At 33.9% G+C, this 24,870-nt stretch carries 22 protein-coding genes; 17 read left to right on the top strand and 5 right to left on the bottom strand.

Going from position 1 to position 24,870, the window contains the following annotated elements; genetic code table 11:
* Positions 1–10 precede the first annotated feature (10 nt).
* The 3 genes from nifS to IMX26_RS12380 are packed head-to-tail and all read left to right on the top strand — an operon-like array spanning position 11 to position 1,951.
* On the top strand, positions 11–1,195 hold the full coding sequence (gene nifS / locus IMX26_RS12370; protein ID WP_195158698.1) for a cysteine desulfurase NifS: 1,185 nt from the start codon (positions 11–13) through the stop codon (positions 1,193–1,195).
* On the top strand, positions 1,195–1,560 hold the full coding sequence (locus tag IMX26_RS12375; protein ID WP_195158699.1) for an iron-sulfur cluster assembly scaffold protein: 366 nt from the start codon (positions 1,195–1,197) through the stop codon (positions 1,558–1,560). The genes nifS and IMX26_RS12375 overlap by 1 nt, the downstream gene beginning before the upstream one ends.
* Positions 1,561–1,612: 52 nt before the next feature.
* Positions 1,613–1,951 carry a DsrE family protein gene (locus IMX26_RS12380; RefSeq protein ID WP_243259131.1) on the top strand — a complete coding sequence of 113 codons (339 nt, stop codon included), beginning with the start codon at positions 1,613–1,615 and terminating at the stop codon, positions 1,949–1,951.
* 248 nt (positions 1,952–2,199) lie between these two features.
* On the opposite strand, the gene IMX26_RS12385 is transcribed toward IMX26_RS12380, so the two are convergent.
* Complete coding sequence (locus tag IMX26_RS12385; protein WP_195158700.1) at positions 2,200–2,898, bottom strand: hypothetical protein; 699 nt, start codon at positions 2,896–2,898, stop codon at positions 2,200–2,202.
* A gap of 182 nt (positions 2,899–3,080) precedes the next feature.
* Here IMX26_RS12385 and yiaY point away from each other — a divergent pair, with 182 nt between their 5' ends.
* Positions 3,081–4,238 (top strand): L-threonine dehydrogenase, encoded by a 1,158-nt coding sequence (gene yiaY / locus IMX26_RS12390; RefSeq protein ID WP_195158701.1) that lies wholly within the window; start codon positions 3,081–3,083, stop codon positions 4,236–4,238.
* 147 nt (positions 4,239–4,385) lie between these two features.
* Here yiaY and IMX26_RS12395 read toward each other — a convergent pair whose 3' ends face one another.
* Entirely contained in the window at positions 4,386–5,300 is a 915-nt protein-coding gene (locus IMX26_RS12395) for an alpha/beta fold hydrolase (protein WP_195158702.1), read from the bottom strand.
* Positions 5,301–5,904: 604 nt separating this feature from the next.
* Here IMX26_RS12395 and IMX26_RS12400 point away from each other — a divergent pair.
* From IMX26_RS12400 to IMX26_RS12425, 6 genes are read left to right on the top strand one after another with little or no spacing between them, the layout of a single operon-like run.
* A complete protein-coding gene (locus IMX26_RS12400; RefSeq protein ID WP_195158703.1) occupies positions 5,905–6,564 on the top strand; it encodes a redox-sensing transcriptional repressor Rex in 660 nt (219 codons plus the stop codon).
* A 13-nt stretch (positions 6,565–6,577) separates the two neighbouring features.
* Positions 6,578–7,069, top strand: a complete 492-nt coding sequence (locus IMX26_RS12405) for an NAD(P)H-dependent oxidoreductase subunit E (RefSeq protein ID WP_195158704.1) — start codon at positions 6,578–6,580, stop codon at positions 7,067–7,069.
* The gene (locus tag IMX26_RS12410) at positions 7,062–8,951 is read left to right on the top strand and encodes an NADH-ubiquinone oxidoreductase-F iron-sulfur binding region domain-containing protein (RefSeq protein ID WP_195158705.1); all 1,890 of its coding nucleotides are present in this window, start codon (positions 7,062–7,064) and stop codon (positions 8,949–8,951) included. Before IMX26_RS12405 ends, IMX26_RS12410 begins: the two co-directional genes overlap by 8 nt.
* Positions 8,952–8,978: 27 nt before the next feature.
* Positions 8,979–10,979: an NADH-dependent [FeFe] hydrogenase, group A6 gene (locus tag IMX26_RS12415; protein WP_195161398.1), complete on the top strand. Its 2,001-nt coding sequence runs from the start codon at positions 8,979–8,981 to the stop codon at positions 10,977–10,979.
* Positions 10,980–10,998: 19 nt separating this feature from the next.
* Positions 10,999–12,699, top strand: coding sequence for a [Fe-Fe] hydrogenase large subunit C-terminal domain-containing protein (locus IMX26_RS12420; protein WP_195158706.1), 1,701 nt, complete (start codon positions 10,999–11,001; stop codon positions 12,697–12,699).
* A complete protein-coding gene (locus IMX26_RS12425) occupies positions 12,689–13,897 on the top strand; it encodes a SpoIIE family protein phosphatase (protein WP_195158707.1) in 1,209 nt (402 codons plus the stop codon). The genes IMX26_RS12420 and IMX26_RS12425 overlap by 11 nt, the downstream gene beginning before the upstream one ends.
* 149 nt (positions 13,898–14,046) lie before the next feature.
* Here the strand turns inward: IMX26_RS12425 and IMX26_RS12430 are convergent, their stop codons facing one another.
* From IMX26_RS12430 to IMX26_RS12440, 3 genes are all read right to left on the bottom strand, one after another.
* The gene (locus IMX26_RS12430) at positions 14,047–14,511 is read right to left on the bottom strand and encodes a hypothetical protein (RefSeq protein ID WP_207729283.1); all 465 of its coding nucleotides are present in this window, start codon (positions 14,509–14,511) and stop codon (positions 14,047–14,049) included.
* A gap of 546 nt (positions 14,512–15,057) precedes the next feature.
* A complete protein-coding gene (locus tag IMX26_RS12435; RefSeq protein WP_195158709.1) occupies positions 15,058–16,806 on the bottom strand; it encodes a B12-binding domain-containing radical SAM protein in 1,749 nt (582 codons plus the stop codon).
* Positions 16,807–16,965: 159 nt separating this feature from the next.
* Positions 16,966–18,147, bottom strand: a complete 1,182-nt coding sequence (locus IMX26_RS12440) for an amidohydrolase family protein (RefSeq protein WP_195158710.1) — start codon at positions 18,145–18,147, stop codon at positions 16,966–16,968.
* Positions 18,148–18,425: 278 nt separating this feature from the next.
* Here IMX26_RS12440 and IMX26_RS12445 point away from each other — a divergent pair, with 278 nt between their 5' ends.
* The 7 genes from IMX26_RS12445 to yvcK all read left to right on the top strand — a co-directional run bounded on the left by IMX26_RS12445 (position 18,426) and on the right by yvcK (position 24,577).
* Positions 18,426–18,797 (top strand): hypothetical protein, encoded by a 372-nt coding sequence (locus IMX26_RS12445; protein WP_195158711.1) that lies wholly within the window; start codon positions 18,426–18,428, stop codon positions 18,795–18,797.
* Complete coding sequence (locus tag IMX26_RS12450) at positions 18,772–19,719, top strand: D-glycerate dehydrogenase (protein WP_195158712.1); 948 nt, start codon at positions 18,772–18,774, stop codon at positions 19,717–19,719. Before IMX26_RS12445 ends, IMX26_RS12450 begins: the two co-directional genes overlap by 26 nt.
* Before the next feature lie 13 nt (positions 19,720–19,732).
* Entirely contained in the window at positions 19,733–20,446 is a 714-nt protein-coding gene (dapD, locus tag IMX26_RS12455) for a 2,3,4,5-tetrahydropyridine-2,6-dicarboxylate N-acetyltransferase (RefSeq protein ID WP_243259136.1), read from the top strand.
* Positions 20,447–20,510: 64 nt separating this feature from the next.
* The gene (locus IMX26_RS12460) at positions 20,511–21,632 is read left to right on the top strand and encodes an N-acetyldiaminopimelate deacetylase (protein ID WP_195158714.1); all 1,122 of its coding nucleotides are present in this window, start codon (positions 20,511–20,513) and stop codon (positions 21,630–21,632) included.
* Between the two features lie 205 nt (positions 21,633–21,837).
* The gene (locus IMX26_RS12465; protein ID WP_195158715.1) at positions 21,838–22,359 is read left to right on the top strand and encodes a hypothetical protein; all 522 of its coding nucleotides are present in this window, start codon (positions 21,838–21,840) and stop codon (positions 22,357–22,359) included.
* A 44-nt stretch (positions 22,360–22,403) separates the two neighbouring features.
* Positions 22,404–23,273, top strand: coding sequence for an RNase adapter RapZ (gene rapZ / locus IMX26_RS12470; protein WP_195158716.1), 870 nt, complete (start codon positions 22,404–22,406; stop codon positions 23,271–23,273).
* Between the two features lie 5 nt (positions 23,274–23,278).
* Positions 23,279–24,577, top strand: coding sequence for a uridine diphosphate-N-acetylglucosamine-binding protein YvcK (yvcK, locus tag IMX26_RS12475; protein WP_195158717.1), 1,299 nt, complete (start codon positions 23,279–23,281; stop codon positions 24,575–24,577).
* The last annotated feature ends 293 nt before the right edge of the window (positions 24,578–24,870 follow it).

Here is a 24,870-nt window from a genome sequence, read left to right on the forward strand (position 1 = left end):
GTAAGTAAAAATGAGAAATGTATATTTAGATCATAGTGCAACAACACCACTTCGTAAAGAAGTACTAGAAGCAATGATTCCCTTTTATACAGAAACATGGGGAAACCCCAGTAGTATTCACAAATGGGGGCGTGAAGTTCGCATAGCTGTAGAAAATGCAAGAGAGCAAATTGCTACCTTAATAGGAGCAAATGCTAGAGAGTTATTTTTTACTGGTGGTGGTACTGAGTCAGATAATATTGCTATATTGGGTACGGCAGAAGCAAAAAAGCATAAAGGCAAACATATTATTACTTCTCAAATAGAACATCATGGTGTTTTAGATACCTGCCATTATTTACAGAAACAAGGATTTGATGTAACATATATCCCCGTAGATGAATTTGGTTTAGTTAACCCCCAAGATGTTAAAGATGCCATAAGAGAAGATACAATTTTAGTGACTTTAATGCTTGCTAATAATGAAGTTGGCACTATTCAGCCAATAAAAGAAATTAGCAAGTATACTAGAGAAGCAGGGGTTTGGTTACATACTGACGCTGTTCAGGCTGTTGGTAGTATACCAGTAAATGTAGATGATTTAGGTGTAGATATGTTAACATTCTCTGCCCATAAGTTTTATGGACCAAAAGGCATAGGTGCTTTGTATACTCGAAAAGGTGTAAGGCCAAAACCTGTAGTACATGGTGGAGGACAGGAACGAAAAGTAAGACCTGGTACCGAAAACGTGGCTGGAATAGTAGGTATGGCTAAAGCTTTAGAGCTTGCAGTTAAAGAGTTAAATGAAACTCAAGCCCGATTAACAGGTTTAAGAGATCGATTAATTACTGGCATTAAAGAAAGTATTCCTGCGGTTATTCTTAATGGACATGCCACAAAGAGACTACCGGGAAATGCAAACATGAGTTTTCTGTATGTTGAAGGAGAATCAATTATTTTAAGCTTAGATTTAGTTGGTATTGCGGTATCTAGTGGTTCAGCATGTACATCTGGCTCGTTAGATCCCTCACATGTTTTAATGAGTATGGGCATGGATCATCAGCAAGCACACGGGTCTTTACGAATGACTTTAGGTAAAGGCACTACAGATGAAGATATAGATTATGTTTTACAGCAATTACCACCAATAATTAATAAGTTGCGTGAGATGTCACCTTTATATATAAAAAACATTAAAGAAATGGAGAATTTATAATGTACACAGAGATAGTTATGGATCATTTCCAAAATCCTCGTAATGTAGGAGAGTTGAAAAATGCAGATGCGGTTGGTGAAGTGGGCAGTATTTCATGTGGAGATATTATGCGCATTTATTTAAAAGTGAATAAAGATGAGGTTATTGAAGATGTATCTTTTAAAACATTTGGTTGCGCAGCTGCCGTTGCCAGTAGTAGTGTAATGACTGAAATGGTTAAGGGTAAAACTATTGAAGATGCATTAAAGATTACTAAAAAAGATATTTCAGAAAAACTTGGTGGTTTACCAGGGCCTAAAGTTCACTGTTCTATTTTAGCTACAGAGGCATTAGAAAAGGCTATTGAAAACTATCGTTTACAATAAATTATTAAGATAAATAAATTGTTTAACATAATGGCAATTAAGGAGAATACGTATGAATAACGAATTAGCAGTTTTATGGACTAGTGCTGATCGTGAAGTTGCTCTTAAAATGGTGTTTATGTACACCTATAATGCCAAGTTGTATGAGTGGTGGGATGAAGTTGAGCTAATAATTTGGGGACCATCTTCAAGGCTATTAGCTGAAGACCCAGAGTTACAAAACTATGTTAAAAAAATGTTAGAGGCTGATGTTAAAGTTGTAGCATGTAAAGCATGTTCTAATAGTTATGGTGTAACAGATAAACTTGAAGAACTAGGAGTAGAAACTCTTTATATGGGTAAACCACTAACAGCTATTCTTAAGAGTAATACTAAACTAATAACCTTTTAAAAGAAAAAGTGGGCGCTAAACGGCGCCCAAAGTAAAACGGAGGTTGAGAGGGTAACTCAATCAGAGTTACGGCTAGTATTATTATTCCCGAGATAGACATTGTTAAACGTCTTTATTTAAAATTTTTATAAATAATACCAAAAAAAATGCATAAAATATATTTTTATGTTTCAAAACAACTAAAACTAAAAATCAAGGAGCTTTTTTAACAAACTTGTTAAGGGAACTCCTTTTTGTTATGGATTTTTTTAAAGTAATTCTTCAATTCTGTTTAAAATAGTTAGTGCTTCTTTTTTTAGCTCTTTATCTTGAGGCAGACTATTTATATAGTTTAAACAATTGTTAAAGTTAAATAAATAATCTCTACGACATTTATGTACCTCAACCGAAATTGGGATGTTATTGTTCCAAGTAATATTCACATGAGAGTGATCAAATGCAATTCCATATTTATTTACAAAATTGGCATATTCATGTTGCATGTTTGTAACCCTTATATTATGCTCTTTTGCTAATCTATCAATATCATCGTTTGCTGACAATGTAAAAAAATCACTGTTAAAATAGTAATTTTTAGAGTTGTCTTGATAGTATTTTTGTCTTTTAATATTATAAGCTATGTGAAGTTTATCGAGTGGAACTCGTTCTAAAATAAACATAGGCTCTTCTTTATTGTCGAATATCCCAAAATGAATTTTAGGAACACACTGAGGATAAATTATCTCTTGCAGTTTATGAGATAAAAAATCTATCTTAGAAAACGGATAAGAGCAGTTATTATCTCTGTGAACTCTAGCTATAATAAGGTCATTATAAAGAGTAGATATTTCTTTTTCAAAACCTTTAACAATCAATTGAGCTTTGTTTAGTTCGAGGTCATGGTAATTGAGGTTTTTAGATAAAAATGAAGTTTCGGTTTCATAAAAGTCGCTACAATCTAATAACATAATAACTACTCCTTTAGTGGGTTGTTTTTAAGATTCCATTATTAATAAAAGATAATACCTAATTACTTGAATTATTTTGCTATTTTAACTATAGATACAATAGCTCTAGCTAATAGCTTAAACATGAATAGTAAAATACCCTAACTCTAATACTAGTATGTGAAATATAAGAAAAAGGAGTAATGCAAGTGGGTATTTATAAATTTTATATGCCTCCAGTTAGTGTAATGGGACCAAACGCATTAGCAGAAGCTGGTAAAGATATTAAAGAGCTTGGTTTTAAAAAGGCTTTAATAGTAACAGATAGGGTATTGGTAGAAATAAAACTTGTAGATAAAATTACAAATGTTCTTAAACAGCAAAATATAGACTTTGTAGTATTTGATAAAACTCAGCCAAATCCAACTATACAAAATGTTGAAGATGGACTTGCTTTATTACAAAACGAAAAGTGTGATTTTGTAATTTCATTTGGGGGAGGATCTCCTCATGACTGTGCTAAAGGCATTGCTTTAGTGGCTACCAATGGAGGAAGTATTAAGGACTACGAAGGTTTAGATGTATCTCACAAACCTCAACTACCTTTAGTGGCGGTTAATACAACAGCAGGTACAGCTAGTGAAATGACTAGATTTGCTATTATTACAGATGAATCAAGACACATAAAAATGGCGATTGTAGACAAAAATACAACCCCAATTATGGCTGTTAACGACCCCATATTGATGATAAATATGCCAAAATCATTAACGGCTGCTACCGGAATGGATGCTTTAACTCATGCCGTAGAGGCTTATGTGTCAACAATAGCTACTCCTATCACTGATGCCTGTGCGTTAAAAGCTATTAACTTGGTGTCTAAATACTTAAGAACAGCTGTTAAAAATGGCAATGATGAAAATGCTAGAGATAAAATGGCTTATGCTGAATATTTAGCAGGAATGGCTTTTAATAACGCTAGTTTGGGCTATGTTCATGCTATGGCTCATCAACTAGGTGGTTTTTATGACTTGCCTCATGGTGTATGTAACGCTATTCTTTTACCTTATGTACAGGAGTTTAACCTTGATGTTAAGGCTTGTAGGTTAAAAGATATTGCTATAGCAATGGGTGAAAACGTTAATAGCTTGAGTGACGAAGATGGAGCTAAAAGAGCCATAGAAGCTATTTTAAAGCTTTCAAAAGATATAGGTATTCCCTCGGGATTAAATGAGTTGGGGGCTAAAGAAGAGGATTTCGATACCCTTGCTACTAACGCATTAAAGGATGCCTGTGGTGCAACTAACCCCAAAAAAGCAAGCCAAGAAGATATTATTGAGATATATAAAAGAAGTATGTAAGTTAATATTTTTTAAAAAACTCAGGCTATTGTACTATTTTATTAGCACAATAGCCTTAAATTTTATTTGCCTTATTCTCGCAATATTAGTGAGCAAGAATACACCACAGGTTTGTTACATTAGATTAATGTAACAAACCTTTTTTGGCTATTTTAAAGAATTAACAAAGAATTCAATAGTTGTATCAGTTAGGTTTTTACTTAACTCTGGCTCTTCACTAAATAAACCAAAGCCGTGGTCAGCACCCTCAATTTTATGGCTTTTAGCATCGCTACTTTTAGCAGCGGCGCTAACAACAGCTTCAGAAACCTCTGGAGTAATTATATCATCTTTATCTCCATAAATAACCATTACTGGACCCTCGAATTTAGCTAGTTGCTCTAATGGCTTTGTTTCTTGCATATCTGTAAAGAATTTATGACCTAATAGTTGCTCTTGTCCCCATGGGGTTGTAAACTTGGCAGATCCATTCTCCTCTGCTTCAGCTAATAGTTTTTTAACGCTTTCTTCTCCACCTAGGAAACTCTGTAAACTATCTGCACCATTTGTAGCTGCTGGAGCCCACATTGCAATAGCTTTATAAATAGGGTTTTCTAGAGATAATGTTGCTAAGCGACCGCCCATGCTGTAGCCTAAAATTGCAACTTTTTCTTCATCTATTTTGTTTAAATCTAACATGTATTTTAATGATGACTTTATATCAGCTAACATATTAGTTACGTTATTATTAACAAATTCCTCGGTGCTTTCACCACAACCAGGAAAGTCCATTCTAATTGTAGCAATACCTTTTGCAGCTAAACCTTCAGCAACTGTTTGGTATGAGCCAGCTTCGTCTTTAGTTCCTCCATGACCGTGAGCCATTACAACTAAAGGAAACTTTTCTTCTCCATCTGTTTTTGGCATAGTTACAATTGCAGGAATCTCTATATCACGAGAACTCACTTTAATGGTTTCGGCAGTAAAATCATAGATAGTAGGCTCTTGTGGAGTAGCTTTAGGGGTACAACCAACTAATGCTACTAAGGAAATTAACAAACAAATAATTAAAGATTTTTTCATGCTTATCCTCCGTTAATGTATATTTATACATAAATAGTATAGCACATAGGTACAATAATTTAATATTATGTACCAAATTTTAATATAAAAAATAGGTTAAATTTATTGTAATTGTAATGTTTTAGAGAGTGATAATGAGAATAATGCTAAAATAAGTAAATACAATTAAATATACACTATTGCTATAGTAGTATTGCCTTAAACTATAAACCAGAATATAGCTACAGGCACAGTTGGGTAAATGGATTTTTTTAGTTTACTGACTGCTCCTTTTTTGTTACATAGATCAACCTCAATAAACTATATTTAATACACTTCACCTAAGTATCCACAACGGAATCCCACAGAGGGTGATTCCCTACTGATGAGCAATTTATACTATATGTTCAGGTAACAGCAGTTCAAAAAAATAATCTTAATTGTAAAATATTTGCTATCTTTATAGCCAGCAAACTTTGACATGAGCATTTTATGAAAACTCTACTAGTACAATTGCCTTAAAAAGTTACCAAAAGACTATTGACTATCTAAATTATAATGGATACAATTTTATCGATAAAAAAATATCTATTTAGGTACATAATGTACTTAAGGAGGGAAAACGATGGTAGGAAAGGATCAATGCAAGAGCGATTTAATTGCTATTCCAGAACCAACACTTCGTAGATTACCTATTTATTACAAGTTTTTAAAAATGAAGTTTAAGGAACAAGACCAATATGTATCAACTACAACTATAGCCTCAGGGTTAGGATTGAAGTCGATACAAGTAAGAAAGGATCTGCAAGTAACTGGAGCAATAGGAAAACCTAAAATAGGCTATCACATTGAGACTTTAATAACTGCTATCGAGAATTGTTTAGGTTACAACAATGTTAAAGATACCTTGTTAGTTGGAACTGGTCACTTGGGGTTAGCCCTACTTGGCTACCAAGGTTTTGAAGAGTATGGGCTTAATATAGTTGCTGGTTTTGATACTGATCCTGAAAAGATTGGAAAAATGCATGTAGGAAAAAGGATTTATGACCTAGAAAAATTTAGCAAACTAACAAAGCGGTTAAAAATCCAAATAGGTATAATCACTACCCCAGCTAATGTGGCGCAAAGGGTATGTGATTTAATGGTAGAATCGGGTATAAAAGCGATATGGAATTTTGCACCTGTTCGTCTTAAAGTTCCTGATTATATTATTGTTCAAAATCAAAATATGACATCTTCCTTAGCGGTATTATCAAAGCAGTTACTAGAAAGTAAAAGAAGTTGAAAGGGTGTATCTCATGGATAAACAAAGAAGCTTTGAGCAAGTATGCAAAATATTACAAAAATTTGATCACAAACCAACAAATCTCATTGCTATACTTCAAGCTGTACAAGATGAATACAGATATTTGCCTGAAGAAGTAATGACCTTTGTTGCATCCTCATTAGGCATTTCGCCTGCAAAGGTTTTTGGTGTGGCTTCATTCTATTCTCACTTTACTTTACAACCAAAAGGAAAATATGTTATTAAAATTTGTGATGGTACAGCATGTCATGTAAAAAAATCAACAGATATTTTAGGTGCATTAAAAAAACATTTAAATTTAGATACAAAGGAAACTACAACCAAAGACATGATGTTTACAATAGAAACTGTTTCATGTTTGGGTACCTGTGGCTTAGCTCCAGCAATGGTTATTAACGATGAAGTTCATGGTTTGTTAACACCAGAAGTTGCTGTTCAATTGTTAATAGACATACAAGAGAAGGAGGCTGCAAAAAATGAATAAATTAACTATAGCTCAAAGAAAAGCTAATTACGATAAATATAAAGTAGGTGTAATAAAGCGGATTATTATCTGTGCTGGTACTGGCTGTGTAGCTAATGGTAGCTTAAAAATTCATAAAAGGTTTGTTGATTTAATAAATGAGCGCGGTCTTAATGCCATTGTTAAATTAAAAAAAGAAGAAAAGGGTTATCAGGTATCAGATAGTGGGTGTCAGGGTTTTTGCCAAATGGGACCCCTAGTTACAATAATGCCAGATAATATTATGTACTGCAAAACAAAAATAGAAGATGTTGAAGAAATCATTGAGAAATCAGTATTACAAGATGATGTAGTTGAGCGTTTGTTATACAAACACCCTGTAACCAACGATGTCTGTAAAACAATTGACGATATTCCATTTTACAAAGAGCAACATCGTTTTGTTCTCAAAAAATGTGGCTTTATTGACCCAGAAGATATTAATGAGTATATAGCTAAGGGTGGTTATCAGGCTGCTAAAAAGGCGATTTTTAACATGACAGCGGAAGAGGTTTGCAAAGAGATTTCTGACTGTGGTGTTAGAGGTAGAGGTAGAGGTGGCGGAGGATTTCCTACTGGTCTAAAGTGGGAGTTTGCTCGCAGAGAGAATAATGAAAAAAAATATATAATTTGTAATGGCGATGAAGGTGATCCAGGTGCCTTTATGGATAGAAGCTTAATGGAGGGTAATCCACATAGCGTTCTCGAAGGTATGATGATTGCTGCTAAAGCAATTGGTGCAGATGAGGGTTATGTGTATGTACGTGCAGAGTATCCACTAGCTGTAAAACGTATTCAGAGAGCTGTTGATGATGCTACAGAAGCAGGGGTATTAGGTGAAAACGTTTTTGGCAGTAACTTTAATTTTAACATTAGAGTTAAAGAGGGTGCTGGTGCCTTTGTTTGTGGTGAAGAGACTGCCTTAATTGCCTCTATTGAAGGTAAACGTGGTATGCCATTACCAAAACCTCCGTACCCATCTACAAGTGGATTATATGGTAAACCAACTGTTATAAATAATGTGGAGACTCTCTCAACTATTCCTTTAGCTTTAGCTTTAGGGCATGAAGAGTTTAAAAAATATGGAACAGAAAATTCAAGTGGTTCTAAAACATTTGCTTTAACCGGTCATGTAGCTAATACTGGGCTCATTGAGGTGCCATTTGGTACAACTTTACGGCAAATAGTGGGTGAAGTTGCTGGTGGAGTTATCGATAAAGATGGTAACTATTGTGGAACAGATTTTAAGGCTGTTCAAATTGGAGGCCCATCTGGGGGATGTTTAACTCAAGAACACCTAGACTTACCTTTAGATTTTGATTCTTTAACATCTGTAGGTGCAATGGTTGGTTCTGGCGGTTTAGTTGTTATGAATAATGGAACTTGTATGGTTGAATTAGCTCGTTATTTTATGGAGTTTACTCAACATGAATCTTGTGGTAAATGTGTAGTATGCCGTGAAGGTACTAAACAAATGCTGGCTTTATTAACTGATATCACAGAGGGTAGAGCTACTATGGACACACTTGATTTACTATATGAGTTAGCTAATGTCGTTAAAAAAGGTTCACTATGTGGTTTAGGAAAAACTGCTCCTAACCCTGTATTATCTACAATGAAATACTTTATGGATGAGTATATTGCCCATGTAAAAGATAAGAGATGTCCTGCTGGCGAATGTCAGGCTTTAAAGTCTTTTGAGATTCAAGCAGATAAATGTATTGGTTGTGGTTTATGTAAACGTATATGCCCTGTTAATGCTATTACTGGTGAAAGAAAACAGCCTCATGTTATTGATGGTGATACTTGTATTAAGTGTGGAGCATGTGTAGAGGCTTGTAAGTTTAAGGCCATTAAATCTTAATCATTTACAATAAGGAGATATGCTATGATGAACAATTTAATGATTACAATAGATAACAAACAAGTATCATTTAGCGATGAGCGCAATTTACTAGAAGTAATTCGCAAAGCTAATATTGATTTGCCAACATTTTGTTATCATTCAGAGATGAGTATTTATGGTGCATGTCGTTTATGTATGGTAGAAATTGAAGGCAGAGGTTTACAGCCTGCTTGTTCAACTTTGCCAGAAGCCGGTATGGTAGTGAGAACAAATACTGGTGAAGTAAGAGAATTACGCAAAATGATTATTGAACTTTTATTAGCTAGCCACGAAGTAGATTGCCCATCATGTGAAAAGGGATCTGATTGTCAGTTACAAAGCTTAGCACAACGTTTAGGTGTTAAAAAAGTTAGATTTAAAAACTCTTATATTGACAGGCCAGTTGATGATTCATCACCTGCAATAATTAGAGACCCTAATAAATGTATATTATGTGGTGACTGTGTTCGTGCTTGTAATGAAATTCAGCATGTTGGAGCAATTGATTTTGCTTTTAGAGGTGCTGAGTCTACAGTTATGCCGTGTTTTGATAAAAAGCTATCTCAAGTTGAGTGTGTTTACTGTGGACAATGTGTACGGGTATGCCCTACTGGTGCATTACTTCCAAAAACAGAAATTGATAAAGTATGGAAAGATTTACACAATAAAAACAAAGTGGTAATAGCTCAAATAGCTCCTGCAGTTCGCATTGCTTTAGGTGAAAGTTTTGGTTTAGAGCCAGGAACTATAACAACTGGTAAGATCGTTAGAGCATTAAGAAGAATGGGCTTTGATTATGTATACGATACATCTTTTGGTGCTGATTTAACAATTTTAGAAGAAGCAAATGAGTTTATTGAACGCTTTAAAAACAATGAAAAGTTGCCACAATTTACTTCATGTTGTCCTGGTTGGGTTAAGTATGCTGAGCAGTATTATCCAGAATACTTACCAAATCTTTCAACATGCAAATCACCACAACAAATGGTTGGTGTGGTTAGTAAAAATGATTTAATAAATAATCACAAGAATGATAAAGATAATGTTGTAATGGTTTCTATTATGCCATGTACAGCTAAAAAGTTTGAAGCTAAACGCCCTGAGTTTGAAAGCGAACTGGGTAAAGACATTGATCATGTAATCACTACTATTGAATTATCAACCATGATTAAAGAAATGGGGCTTGATTTTAATAGCCTAGACCAGGATTCATTTGATTTGCCATTTGGATTTAAAACTGGTGGTGGAGTAATCTTTGGTAACTCTGGTGGTGTTACAGAAGCGGTATTACGTTTTGCGAGTGAAAAACTAACTGGTAAGCGTACAGATAATTATGTGTTTAAGACTGTTAGAGGCACTGAGGGATTGCGTGAAGCCAATATTGCTGTTGGCGATAAAACTCTCCGCCTAGCAATTGTAAGTGGTTTGGGTAATGCACATAAGTTAGTTGAACAAATTAAAAGTGGTGAAAAAGACTATGACTTTGTTGAAGTTATGGCTTGCCCTGGTGGATGTATAAATGGTGGCGGACAGCCTACCTCTCATTGCACTCAAACAAAAGAAAAACGTACGGCCGGTTTATACGATAATGATACAATGTTACAGCTTCATAAATCACAAGAAAACCCCTATATTACAGAGGTTTATGAAAACTTATTACAAAAGCCTGGCAGTGATGTAGCCCATAAATTACTACACACTCATTACCAGCCACGAAAAAGAATACAAACTGACGATGTTTCTATTTCGAAAGAATTAAATGCAACAGAAAAGCAATTAACAGTGTCTATTTGTTTTGGTACATCTTGTTTTATAAGAGGTGCGCAAAACATCTTGCAAGCAGTTACAGAACACCTTAAAATAACAGGTAAAGAGAAGTATGTAGATATTAAAGCTACTTTCTGTTATGAAAAATGTGAACGTGGCCCAGTGGTAAAAATAGGTGATGAGCTTATAACTCATTGTACTGTGGAGAAAGCTATTGAGGTTATAGATAGTAAATTATAGTTGAAAAAGGATGGGTGTTATGAAAACAACTGCAAGTATTCTTAGAACACTATCAGCTAAATGTAGAGACTGTTACCGTTGCGTAAGAGTATGTCCAGTTAAAGCAATTGGTATTAAAAATAATCAGGCCTACATTGATACTGATAGATGTATAAATTGTGGAACCTGTGTTAGAGAATGTCCCCAAAATGCAAAGGTCTACAGAGATGATACCGAAAAAGTAACCTCTATCTTAAAGAATAACACTGTAGTTGCGAGTATAGCACCATCCTTTAGTTCTATTTACGACAGGGCACTTGCTAAACGATTACCTTCTGCCCTACGCAAACTAGGGTTTGCTCATGTCAGTGAGACTTCAGAAGGTGCTACCATTATAACAAATAAAGCCATAGAATTATTGTCAAACCCCAATAATAAAGCAGGCATTTGTACTGCTTGCCCTGTCGTAGTGAACTATGTTGAAAAATATAGGCCTGAATTTATTGATAAACTCTTGCCAGTAGTTTCGCCTATGATAGCTCATGGCAAACTACTAAAACAAAGATATGGTGACATTAAGGTTGTTTTTATTGGCCCATGTATAGCAAAAAAACAAGAAGCTGAGCGTAGTGAGTTCAGCGGAATAATTGATGCTGTCTTAACCTTTACTGAGTTAAATAATATGCTACAAGAACATGAAATTAATTTAAACAATTGCCCCGAAAGTGATTTCGATAATGCCATATCTTTAGGACACTCAAAGCTTTTTGCTCTTCCTGGTGGTATGCTAAAGACTGCTGGAATTGTTGATGACGGCATTAAAAATGAAGTTATTAATATTAGTGGGGCTAATAATATTATGAATTTATTTGATGTATTAAATACTAACACAGATTTTACAATAGTTGAACCTTTATTTTGCGATGGAGGTTGTATTAATGGCCCTGGATTAAAATCTGAAAAGAACATATTTCAGCGTAGGGCAGATTTAATAGAGTATGCTAATCGTAAGGTTAAAAAACCATATCAGGTCGAGGAAAAAACTCAGATTGATTTATTAACTGAGTTTAATTGCGGTTTAAACGTAAATAATGATAATATAACAGAGCAACAAATAGAAGAGGTATACCGACTTACCGATAAAGCTAACCCCGAGGCTCGATTAGATTGTGGTGCCTGTGGTTATTCAAGTTGCCGAGAAAAAGCGAAAGCAGTTATTAGGGGCATGGCCGAAATTGAAATGTGTATGCCTTATATGCGTAAGCTAGCTGACTTACGTACAGATAAAATACTTGAAAGAAGCCCTAATGGCATTGTTATACTAGATGAGGAAATGAGAATAATAACTATGAATCCTGCTTTCTGCAATTATTTTTCCTGTGGTAAGGCCTTATTGGGTAGAAAAATATCCTATTTGCTTGATGCAGAAGAATACGAAAAAGTTGCCACAAAAACACTCGAGAACTCAGAAGTAGTAGTTAATAGATATGGTAAAAAATATCAGCAAATAGTTTATTATATACCAACTGCAAAACAGTATGTTGGAATTTACAACGATATAAGTGGCTTAAAGTTAACCGAAGAGAAGCTTAATAATATAAAAAAGCAAACAGTAGAACAGGCTCAAGAATTGCTTAACCATCAAATTGAAATGGCTATGACTATGGCCAAATTTTTGGGTGAAAACACAGCTAAAGGCGAGGCTCTAGTGGAAAGGCTGATGAAGATTTATGAAAAATAACAGTACATCTCACGCTCTAAAAAGCGTATGTCCTTATGATCCTAGTAGACTAGATTCAATTCATATAAACTGTGAGGTTATGCAAGAAAAAAAATATAATCAAAATGTTTGTGGTGATTATTACCTAATACACCGAACTGCTAAACAGACTATTTTTATTTTAACAGATGGCATCGGCTCTGGCATTAAAGCTAATATTGCCGCTATTATGTGTGCAAATAGATTGTTAACCTTAATACAATCAGGGATTTCCCTGTTAGGAGCCTGTGAAAAAGTAGTAGAAATGATGCATAAAGCCCGTACAACCAATATACCATTTGCGGCTTTTACCATAGCCAAAATATTAAACAATGGTAATTATACAATTTTTTCATACGAGAGCCCAGCTCCAATACTAATAGAGGGTACCGAAGCACAACAACTAAAACAAAGATTTTTTACTTTAAGTAAAGAGGTTGTCAGTGAGGTTGCTGGTTTACTAAAGCCTAATCAGTCTATTGTACTAGTTAGTGATGGAGTTAGCCAAGCAGGTTTAGGGATTATTAAAGGTTTAGGTTGGGGTACAGAGGGACTATTGAGGTATTTAAATGCAAAATTAAAAACAACTCAAGATGTTAAAGAAATAATGCAAGGTACCTTTAATAGAGTTTATGAATTATCCGAAAATATTCATAGAGATGATATTTCTATGGCGCTATTAACCTGTAATCAGGCCAAGGTTCTAAACATTTTAACGGGTCCTGCAACCTATAAAAGAGACGACAAAAAGCTAATAGATGCCTTTATAAATAATGGTGGACATAAAATTGTTTGTGGGTCTACCACAGCCGAAATAGTATCACGGGTACTCAATAAACCAGTAGAAGTAGTTAAAATATCACCATCTTTTGATCAGCCCCCACAATACGATATTGAGGGTGTAGATATAGTAACAGAAGGCGCAGTTACTTTAAACCAAGTTTATAATATACTCGAAGAGAGCGAAGACACCTATAATAAAGAAAGCTGTGTAAGTGTAATAGCGGAGCTAATGAAAGAAGCAGATATTGTTAAATTTTACATTGGGGGAGCCGTAAACCCTGGACATAAAGAAATAACCTTTAAACAACTAGGGGTATTACCCCGTAAAACTATAGTAAATTTAATAGTTAATAAACTCAAAAAAATGGGTAAAACAGTTACAGAGTATTATAAGTAATGGAGCTTTTAGCTCCGTAGTGTACTCGCTTTTTAGAAGCGTCGTGTGGTGAGCATTTCACTAGTGAAATACGTAGTGTACTAACCTTCGGTTGCGTGTGGTGTATTTGCTTTGCAAATGTAATTAGTAACCTAATATAAAATTGAAATTTATTTAATAAATATTTCTATTAGGTTACTTTCTATAATAGAATCATTGACTTTATTTATGTAATTATAGTTTTGTATGGGAGTATTTTGGTCCATAGCATTATTTATACTTTGAATTATTTTATAAAACTCTGTAATTTTTTTGCGACAATTAATTCTATCCTGCATTGAATCTATAGATTGAATTTCTTTTGAAGCCTCACATAAACAGTAGTTTATACTATCTAACGGTTTATTGAAAAGCTTTGCAGAATTATTAAACAAAAAGCTTATACTATTGTAATTGAATTCTAAACTATCAATATCTAAGATTTTTAAACTGTGTTCTAAAGTTGTCTGTAAGTATTCAAGTTTTGATTTATAGTCTAAACCTACTAATTTCATTAGGTTATTATACTGAGCACATAAAATTATACTTATTAAAACCAAAGATAATAATATAATAAAATATCTCTTTTTTACCATGTATACCTACCTCTAATTATAATATTTCTTTAATAAATAACAAATCTATTAATAAATTTTTCAATGGAAGTAAAAAGTAAATTTCTATAAATATTATAGAAATTAAGTAATATTTTTGATAGAATACAAATGGCGATGGTTTGTTTGCCCTATTCTCCTAAAAGGAGGTGATAGCTATGAGTGATTATCAGATATTGATGATAGTAATAGCTATCATAGGGTTAGTAATAGCAGCTTTGAAAAAGAAGTAATATTACATAAATGAAAACAAGCCCTGCTGCAACAGAGCTTGTTAATTCTTTTTTACATTAACAACTAATGGAGCGTAGGGTAAGCACCTTCGCTGGGAAGCGTTGTGTTACCAGCACAGCGCTTCTTTATTTTATTATACAATAGTGTACCAATAATGTCAGTAATAATTTTACATTTTACTCTCTATATTATATTTAAAATATCGAGATATATCAATGCTTTTCATTATTTTGTTCACAATTACTTACTCATAGATAAGTATGACCAATAATAGTTTTAAAATACAATTTAAAATCATACATTACTTATATCAAATACCCTAGCCTTGCGAGAATGCCAATTTTTATTAACGTGGTTATAGTAAAACATTAACACTGTTTTTTTGGGTAAAGCTAATTTGTCATTTGTTTTTAGCGGATTAATGTTAAATACCTCAAAATGAGTGAACTTTATTATTTGGCGCGCTTGTAAATCACGCTGGTGTTGAGGTAAAAGATTTAAAACCTCAGGTTTCTTTAAGATATTATATACCCACAATTTATAATTATTCACTTCAACATGCTCTAAATACTTGGGTAGTTTTCTGTGCATAAAGTGGCTTAAAAAATCTAACTTTAACAGCGCTACATATATATGCTGTTGTTTGTCACTGCACTCTTTTAAGTAGTTAAATAGCAGCTCAAATAGTGCCTCTAAACTGTGTTTTTTAGTAAATAAATCATTTACTCTAAACCATTTAGCCAATGACTCATAAAAGCTAAATCCTTTATTTACATTAACAACATAATTAATTGTGTTTACAAAATTACCGCTGTTATAATATAGCTCCAATACCGCCTCAATGTCTTTAAGCTTTAACATTTCATCATAGCTAATCCACTTAGTGCTTAATACTTCATAGGGCGGATAATGCCTAAATTTAAAGCCAAAATTGGCTCTATTTTGCCAAAGCTTTGAGCCCTTTATAAGCTTTAAAAATCCTAGTTGTAACATCTCTGGTTGTAGTATATACACATCATTAAAAGATTTTACAAAACAGTTATAGTTTTCATGTGGTAAGCCAGCAATTAAATCCAAATGCTGATGAATAGTTCCTAGGCTTTTAACTGCCCTAACATTATCAATAATCTTTTTCCAATTATGGGGTCTGTTTATAGCTACTAATGTTTCTTTATTGGTACTTTGTACACCTATTTCAAACTGAAACTTACCATGAGGCAGGTCTTTTAAAACCTCAATAACCTCTTCATCGAGTAAATCTGCTCTAATTTCAAAATGAAAATTAGTATCACCTGGTAATTTTTTTAGGTACTCAAAAATTTCAATAGTAAACTGCTTATTATGATTAAAAGTTCTATCCACAAACTTTATTTGCTTAACCTGTTTTTTTACAGCCAAGTAATAAAGCTCTTTTTTTATTCTTTCCATAGGCAAAAAACGTACCTTACCAGCTAAACCTGATAAACAATAGGCACATCTGTAAGGACAGCCTCTCGAGCACTCATAATAAATAATTCTATGCTTAGTATCTTTAAGAGTTTTTTCGTCATAAGTAATAGGAAGGGTAGCTAAATCTAAACACTCATAAGAGCTATTGTCTATAATGTTTTTTTTATCTCGGTAGCTAAGACCCTTAATATCTGCGTAATTGTTATTATTTTGAATTGCAGCTAAAAGCTTAGGTAGAGTGCCCTCTCCCTCGCCACTTATTACAAAATCAATGGCTATGTTTTCTTGTAAAACATTTTGAGAATCGAAAGATACCTCTGGTCCACCCAACACAATTTTAACACTAGGCATAATTTCTTTAAGGGTTTTGCATACGGGTAGTATGGTAGTTATATTCCAAATGTAACAGGAGAAACCAACAACTTGCGGTTTCTCCCTATAGATATCTGCTAAAATAGTATCTAACGGTTCGTTTATAGTTTTTTCTAATATAACTGTGTTTTTAAAGGTGTTAACACAGCACTGATATAAATAACGCACTGCCAAACCAGTATGAATATATTTTGCTGCTACATCAACCAGTACTATTTTCACCTAATTCACCTCTTCTATACTAAAGGTAGTGTTTTACCTTTTGTAACGTTTTGCTACCGCAGAACGTGTTATTTTTATTCTTTTAAGGTAACGTTTTGCTACCGCAGAACGTGTTATTGTTGTAAATGTTTAAGGTAATGTTTTGCTACCGCAAAACATTTATCTAACAATTTTGCCCTCTTTAATTACTAGGTAAGGGGTTTGTTGTAAACATTTTATATCCTTAAGGGGGTTTCCGTCAAAAATAACTACGTCTGCATACTTACCACACTCAAGAGAGCCAATTTTATCGGCCATGTCACAAACATCAGCAGCAACTGTTGTAGTCGCTTTTAGAGCCTGTAATTCTGTCATACCAAACCTTACAAATAGCTCAAGCTCAAAGGCATTGTTTCCGGGTCTATTAAGTGGTGTGCCAGAGTCAGTACCCATGGCTATTTTAACACCAGCATCTACAGCCATTTTAAAGCTTTTTATATGACTATCTGCTACTCTCATAGATTTTTTAACAGCATATTCAGGAATACCAGCTTCAACTCCGCCCTCATTAATTCTATAAGGAGCCACTAAAGTAGGTATCATAGCAACATTATTGTCTAACATCATTTGAATAGCTTCTTCATCTAGGAAAATTCCGTGTTCAATAGAATCTAAGCCTGCTTTAATAGCATTCTTTATTCCAGTTGTTCCTTGGGCATGAGAGGCTGTTTTGCAACCAGCTTTATGAGCCTCTTCTACAGCTGCGCTCATTTCTGCAATGGTCATTTGAGGTGATCCAGGTTCTACACCCTCTGTCATAACACCACCTGTAGCCATTATTTTAATAATTTTAGCTCCAGAACGTAATACTTCACGGGTTCCTTTACGAGCCTCATCTGCTCCGTCAACTTCTCTTCCCATTGTCCAACCATGTCCACCAGTCATACAGATAACTCTACCCGAAGGAATAATTCTTGTTCCTTGCACCATACCTTGATCAATTGCTTTTGCTAATTCAATATCTATACCACCGTCTGTACCTAGGTTACGAACTGTGGTAAATCCTGCATCTAAAATCTTTTTAGCAATCATTTGAGCCCTAAGTGTTTTACGAGGAACGGCATCGCTTGCAGATCTCCACATATCTGCATCGCCCTCACTGTCGATATGAACATGACAATCAATTAAACCTGGTAATACAGTACGGCCTTTAGCATCAACTATTGTAGCGTCTTGATACTTAGTTAAATCTACTTTATTGGAAACCTCTTTAATAGTTTTGCCATCTAATACAATAGTTAAATCCTCTAGTGAATCATTTAAACCAGTAAAAACTTTACCATTCTTAATAATAGTAATCATTATAACTCCCCCAAATATAAAATTTATTATATAGTATCAATAATAATTTCTATTAACAAGTTTTGATAGCAAAAATAATTATATTTTTAACAGGAAATTGCTAAATAAGTACGAAATAAAGAGTATTAGAATTCACTTAGTTATAAACTAGAATGGAGACAATTATTAAAATGGCCTATACCTACAAGAACGGATACCGTGAGGGAGTTGCTTTTGTTTTTTAAAAGGATAACACTAAAATACTAGTTGAGCATCGCAAAGTAGGTAATAATGTAGAGTTGTTCTTTACTAGTGGCTCAATTGAGAGCAAAGATTATTATCAAAAACAAGACTATAAACTACAGGCTTTATTTCGTGAAGTGAAAGAGGAATTTAGGGATAATATCAAAATAAAAGAATACGTTTATTTAAATGAGGTTTTTGCAGAACAAGTCAAAATAGTCTTTTATGTGTATTTAATAACAGATTGGCAGGGAGAAATGCCAGACTATACCTTTGAAGATGGAGCAAATGATTCTTTAATAACTTGGGAAGATTTAAGTGAGTATAAAAGACTTTTTGTGTATGATACAGCATATAAAATATGTGAGGATATAAAGGGTTATTTAGATAAAGGAGATAATTATGAAAAAAGTATTAGTAACAAGTAAATTACCCGGTGAATACCTTAATTGGCTGTCTACAAAATGTGATTTAACGGTTTATGATGGGCCTAATAAATTTATGTCATACAGTGAGCTTTTAGCTGTAGTACATACCTATGATGGTTTATTAACTTTTGTGACAAATAAAATAGATAAAACAATTATAGATGCAGGTAAAAAACTTAAAGTAATTAGTAATTATGCAGTTGGTTACAATAACATAGATGTAGAGTATTGTACCAAAAGAGGCATAAAGGTTTGTAATACCCCCGGTGTTTTAACAGAAACTACAGCGGATTGTGCTTTTGCTTTATTATTAGCTACAGCTCGTAGAATTGTTGAAGCAGATAAATATGTTAGGGATAAAAAATTTACTGGTTGGCAACCAGATTTATTTATGGGTTTAGATGTTTATGGTAAAACCTTGGGCATAATTGGTATGGGTAGAATTGGCAAAGCTGTGAGTAAAAGAGCTAGTGGTTTTAATATGCGGGTAATTTATTATGATTATAGTCAAGATAAACAAAATAAACAAGCAACTAAGGTTAGTTTAGAGCAGGTTTTAACAGAGAGTGACTTTATTAGTTTACATGTTCCATACTTACAAAGTACCCATCACCTAATAGATGAAAATGCCCTTAAAAGCATGAAAAGCAGTGCAATACTAATAAATACAGCACGTGGACCTGTTGTTGATGAGAAAGCACTAGCTTTAGCTTTAAAAAATGGTACAATAGCAGGTGCAGGGCTAGATGTATTTGAAAAGGAACCAACCGTTTATGAAGATTTGCTTAATTTAAACAATGCTATTTTATTGCCCCATATTGGTAGTAGTTCTTTAGCAACTCGACATAAAATGGTAGAGCTTGCTGTAAAAAACTTATGGCAAGTTATAAATAACAAGCCGCCGTTACATGCGGTAAACTAAAGCAAGAGAGGTAATGTGGATGAACTCATACGATTTAATAAGATTTATTAGTGAAAGCACTAAAAAAACGCCTGTAATTGTTCACTTAGCAGGTAGTTTAAAAGAAGTTGATTTTAGTAACTTAGATTTTTTTGGCAACAACGAATTTGGTACACTTTTATGTGAACTGAATGAGTGGCAAGAGTTATATAAAAAATACCAGAATAAATTTACAAAAACAAAGGTATTTAATGATAGAAGAAACTCTGCTATTCCACTACTAAACTACGAAAAAATCAATGCCCGTATAGAGCCAGGTGCCTTTATTAGAGACATGGTTGAGATTGGTGATAATGCAGTTATTATGATGGGAGCTGTTATTAATCTTGGGGCTGTTATAGGTGCTGGCACAATGATTGATATGAATGTAGTTATTGGTGGCAGAGGAACTATAGGAAATAATTGTCATATAGGTGCTGGTACTGTTATTGCTGGTGTAATTGAGCCACCTAGTGCTACTCCAGTTATAGTTGAAGACGATGTAGTTATTGGAGCAAACGCAGTGGTTTTAGAGGGAGTACGAATTGGTAAAGGTTCTGTAGTTGCTGCTGGTGCAGTAGTTACCGAAGATGTACCACCAGGGGTAGTAGTAGCCGGTACTCCTGCTAGAGTTATTAAGCAAAAAGATGAAAAAACAGAGACAAAAACTCAATTAATTGAAAGCCTAAGAAAGCTTAATGATAATTAAAATAGATTCTTTAAAAACTATTTTTTATTAGTTATTAATTGTAAAAAGAAAAGGGGGATTTATTGTGGTAAATAAAATGTTAGAACACCGCTATGCATTACATCGTATTCCCGAAATAGGGAATAAAGAGTTTAAAACTACAGCTTATCTTTTGCAAACACTCATTGATATGGGAGGCTGGGCTATTGATCAGCCGTTAGCAACTGGGTTAGTTGCTTATCGTAAAGGAACAGTAGGTAATAAATGTGTAGCATTTAGAGCAGATATAGATGCCCTACCTATGGAAGAGCAAACAGGTGCCCCTTGTGCATCAACACATAAAGGCTTTATGCATGCCTGTGGACATGATACTCACATGTCTGTTGCATTAGGTTTAGCACAGTATGTTACTGAAAACCCCTGTGAAGAAGATGTATTGATCATTTTTCAGCCAGCAGAAGAAGGTCCTGGTGGCGCTATGCCTATGATAGAAGCTGGAATTTTAGAAAAGTATAATCCAGACGAAGTATATGCCTTTCACATTAGCCCAGATTTTCCAGTAGGTACAGTGGCAACAAAGCCAGGAACATTATTTGTAAGTAATAGTGAGTTGTTTGTAGATTTATATGGCAAGTCATGCCATGGAGCATTACCACATGAAGGCAATGACATGATTATAGCTGGTATGAACTTAGTTAATCAGTTACAAACCATTATAAGTAGAAATATAAATGCCTCACACTGTGCTGTGGTTACTGTGGGTAAATTTATGGCAGGAACTCGCTTAAATATAGTTAGTGATCATGCCCGTATTGAGGGAACTATTAGGGTTATGGATCCCCAAGATTTGCCTATTATTAAAGAACGAATTACAGATTTAGTAGAGGGTATAGCACGTGGTTTTAATGCAAAACATAAGTTAGATTTTGGTTCTAGTTATTCAGCTGTAGTAAACAATAAAGAGAAAATTGCTAGGTTTAAAGAAATAGTTGAAGCACTACCCAATATTAAATATGTTGAGTGCGAACATACTATGGCAAGTGAAGACTTTGGCTTCTTTTTAGAGAGAGTACCTGGCCTAATGTTTTGGTTAGGAAGTAAAAATCCTGACTCTGTAGATGTAGGTTTACATCACCCTCAGTTTTATCCTGCAGATGAATCACTTGAACATGGCTTAAACGTAATGAAAGCCTTGTTAACTTTTTAATAAAAACTAATAGTATTATTTTTGAGCCTAAACAATGGGTTGTACTCATAAGTTTAGGCTTTTTATTTTAAACAAAAAATTACTTTAATTATATTTTATATTATTTTAATTATTACTTTAATATAGTAATAATTAAATATTTCTTAACTATTTTATGGTATTATATTGGTAATAATTATAAAATATATAGCATAAAGAGGGTATTATGAGTAAAAAAATACTAATTTTTTTAGCTGTAGTTATTGTAGCCTTTATTGCTGTAACTATACGCCAAGTTTTTTGTGTAAAAAACTGTTTGTTACCATTAAGCCAAAGCGAACTAGCCATTTATGAGAGCTACATAAAAGATTATAACGATACTATCCTAGTAGATAAAAATCCAATTCTCTCTGTTAAGCTTTATTTAAACGCAGTAAATTTCCACGACGCCCAAACCTGCTATGCATTATTTAACAAGGATTTAGAATATAATTACTTATTACCAACAAAAGATCAGTTTATAGATGAGTACATGTTTTTTGAAGACGATGTAACTAATAGCTTTAAAAATTGCAAAAGTTTAGCTGTTTTTTTTGATGATGATAATGTTCACGCCACTGTGACTTGGAGTTGCAAGGTAGTGAATAAGTCTACAAACAAAAAGCAAGAGATAAATTACAGCTTTAGATTAATAAAAAATAAACTAAATATTTGGAAAGTTGCCTATCAACCTTTACAGGTTAAATAAATAAACTAAATTATGATATAATCATTAAAAAAGTAGGTGATGAGATGTCTAATTTACAGGTATTAATAATAACAGGGATGTCGGGTGCGGGAAAATCTTTAGCATTAGATTTTTTAGAAGATAGAGGCTATTACTGTGTAGATAATCTACCTCCCAAGCTTATTCCTACTTTTATAGATTTATGTTTAGGCTCTGATGATTTAAATAAAATAGCTTTAGGCATAGATATTAGGGGGGGGCGTTTTTTTAGTGACCTAGATAACGCCTTAACTGCCGTAAAGCAAAAAGAAGTAAGCTATAGAATTGTATATATTGAAGCAGATAACGAGGTGTTAGTAAATAGGTTTAAAGAAACTCGCAGATTACACCCTTTAAATGATCAATATAATAATTTATTAGACAGTATTAATGGAGAGAGAAGTGTATTATTACCCTTAAGGCTTAATGCAGATATACTTATTAATACTACAGGTTTAAGACCATTACAATTAAAAGATAAACTTTTCTCTTATTTAGATGTATATCGTAGCGGCAAAATGATGGAAATTTCGGTGATGTCTTTTGGGTTTAAAAATGGGATTCCCTTAGATGCTGATTTGGTATTTGATGTAAGGTTTTTACCTAATCCTTATTACGACCCAATGTTAAGAAGCCGAAGAGGAATAGAAAGAGATGTGCAAGAGTTTATTTGGAAACATCCCCTTGCACACGAATACTTACAAAAACTAACTGATCTTTTATTGTTTTCTATACCTCAGTACGAATTAGAGGGTAAAACCCAACTAACCATTGCTATAGGATGTACGGGCGGGCATCATCGCTCTGTAGCTGTAGCAGATAAGCTTTATAACATATTATTACATAAACAATATTCAGTAAGTGTAAAACATAGAGATATTAATGTAGAAAGGTAGAGTTTATGGATTTCATAAAATGGTTACTACCCGGCATAGGTGTTAAGAGATGGTTCTTATTAGCTATACTAGGCATTCTTATCTTTACCCAAGGTTTGCTGTATACAGCATCAATAATTTGGCCTCAAATAATTAGTGTTAAATTTGGCAATGACTATATGATTGTTTATGCAATACTAATGTTAGTTATAGGGCTAGTTGTGTTGATAACCTCTATTAAACAATTACTAAAATCTGTTTTAAAGGCCTATCTGGAAGAGGACTATGAGCATCAACATGGTAAGGTTATAGATGTATTAATTAAACAAAATATTTTAAAATATGCTCCTAAAATAGTTGCCATTGGTGGAGGAACGGGGCTCTCTAATTTACTAAGTGGTTTACGAGAAATAACCACAAATATTACTGCAGTTGTTACAGTAGCAGACAATGGTGGTAGCTCGGGTAGATTAAGAAAAATGGATATACCTGCTCCAGGAGATATTCGTAACTGTATATTATCCTTAGCTTCTGCTGGAGATAGCATGTATGACTTATTTAATTATAGATACGAAAACGATGACAACGTACCTGAGGGATTAGAGGGGCACAGCTTTGGTAACCTATTTTTAGCCACTTTAACTAGAATAACAGGAGATTTTCCTTCGGCTGTAAAACTTGCTTGCCAAGTATTAGCAGTTAAAGGTAAGGTTTTGCCTGTAACAGATTGTAGCAGTGTTCATTTACAAGCAGAGCTACAAAACGGTGAAATAATTACTGGTGAATGTGAAATTGGTAAAACAACTGATAAAATAAAGGAGATATCTTTAACTACTGACTGTAAGGTTACTGAAGAGGTTAAAGAGGTTATAGGTGACGCAGATTTAATAGTAATAGGTCCGGGAAGTTTATATACTAGTATAATAGCTACCTTGTTGCCCAACGGCATGATAGCTGCCTTAAAAAATACAAATGCAGAAGTAGTATATATAAGTAATATTATGACACAGGCAAATGAAAGCCTTAATCATTCTGTAGCTGATCATATTAAAGCTGTAGAGAAACATATTGGAGAAAATGTACTAGATGCAGTGGTGGTAAACACAACAACTATTAGTGATGATATAAGAGAATTGTATCATGAAGAAGGTGCGGATTTAGCTATAGTGGATAAAGCAGAATTAGCTAGCTTAAACCCTCACATCATATATGCGAATTTACTAGAAATTAATAATCAAAAAAATGTGCGCCACTGTCCAGAAAAATTAGCCTGGGCACTGGCAAAATACATGTTTGAAGATAAAAAGAAAAGGGTTGCTCGGTAGCAACCCTTTTGGTTTGGGCTCATTTCATATGGCGGGGTGGGTATGCATGGCATACGGTGTGGGCTTGAGCTAAAGCTCTTCACGGAGTGGGTTAACCTTTTGGTTAACGGTTTAGTATTCTCGATACCACATCACATAATATCCGCGTAAGCCCAATCCGCGAAACGAAGTGCAGCCCATACAATGAAGTGAAATCGAATCCACCCTGTTTTATAAACTCTCTCCAAAAAAAAGTAATGTTTCATTTTAACCCTATTCTAATATAACATTTCGCATTTAGCCTCTAAGCCTGC

This window comes from Clostridium sp. 'deep sea' (genome assembly GCF_014931565.1).
GTDB lineage: Bacteria > Bacillota > UBA994 > PWPR01 > PWPR01.

Excerpts from the sequence above, each read along its gene's own strand:
- nifS (WP_195158698.1), top strand. The coding sequence starts at position 11 with ATGAGAAATGTATATTTAGATCATAGTGCAACAACACCACTTCGTAAA.
- IMX26_RS12375 (WP_195158699.1), top strand. The coding sequence starts at position 1,195 with ATGTACACAGAGATAGTTATGGATCATTTCCAAAATCCTCGTAATGTA.
- IMX26_RS12380 (WP_243259131.1), top strand. The coding sequence starts at position 1,613 with ATGAATAACGAATTAGCAGTTTTATGGACTAGTGCTGATCGTGAAGTT.
- IMX26_RS12385 (WP_195158700.1), bottom strand. The coding sequence starts at position 2,898 with ATGTTATTAGATTGTAGCGACTTTTATGAAACCGAAACTTCATTTTTA.
- yiaY (WP_195158701.1), top strand. The coding sequence starts at position 3,081 with ATGCAAGTGGGTATTTATAAATTTTATATGCCTCCAGTTAGTGTAATG.
- IMX26_RS12395 (WP_195158702.1), bottom strand. The coding sequence starts at position 5,300 with ATGAAAAAATCTTTAATTATTTGTTTGTTAATTTCCTTAGTAGCATTA.
- IMX26_RS12400 (WP_195158703.1), top strand. The coding sequence starts at position 5,905 with ATGGTAGGAAAGGATCAATGCAAGAGCGATTTAATTGCTATTCCAGAA.
- IMX26_RS12405 (WP_195158704.1), top strand. The coding sequence starts at position 6,578 with ATGGATAAACAAAGAAGCTTTGAGCAAGTATGCAAAATATTACAAAAA.
- IMX26_RS12410 (WP_195158705.1), top strand. The coding sequence starts at position 7,062 with ATGAATAAATTAACTATAGCTCAAAGAAAAGCTAATTACGATAAATAT.
- IMX26_RS12415 (WP_195161398.1), top strand. The coding sequence starts at position 8,979 with ATGAACAATTTAATGATTACAATAGATAACAAACAAGTATCATTTAGC.
- IMX26_RS12420 (WP_195158706.1), top strand. The coding sequence starts at position 10,999 with ATGAAAACAACTGCAAGTATTCTTAGAACACTATCAGCTAAATGTAGA.
- IMX26_RS12425 (WP_195158707.1), top strand. The coding sequence starts at position 12,689 with ATGAAAAATAACAGTACATCTCACGCTCTAAAAAGCGTATGTCCTTAT.
- IMX26_RS12430 (WP_207729283.1), bottom strand. The coding sequence starts at position 14,511 with ATGGTAAAAAAGAGATATTTTATTATATTATTATCTTTGGTTTTAATA.
- IMX26_RS12440 (WP_195158710.1), bottom strand. The coding sequence starts at position 18,147 with ATGATTACTATTATTAAGAATGGTAAAGTTTTTACTGGTTTAAATGAT.
- IMX26_RS12450 (WP_195158712.1), top strand. The coding sequence starts at position 18,772 with ATGAAAAAAGTATTAGTAACAAGTAAATTACCCGGTGAATACCTTAAT.
- dapD (WP_243259136.1), top strand. The coding sequence starts at position 19,733 with ATGTGGATGAACTCATACGATTTAATAAGATTTATTAGTGAAAGCACT.
- IMX26_RS12465 (WP_195158715.1), top strand. The coding sequence starts at position 21,838 with ATGAGTAAAAAAATACTAATTTTTTTAGCTGTAGTTATTGTAGCCTTT.
- rapZ (WP_195158716.1), top strand. The coding sequence starts at position 22,404 with ATGTCTAATTTACAGGTATTAATAATAACAGGGATGTCGGGTGCGGGA.
- yvcK (WP_195158717.1), top strand. The coding sequence starts at position 23,279 with ATGGATTTCATAAAATGGTTACTACCCGGCATAGGTGTTAAGAGATGG.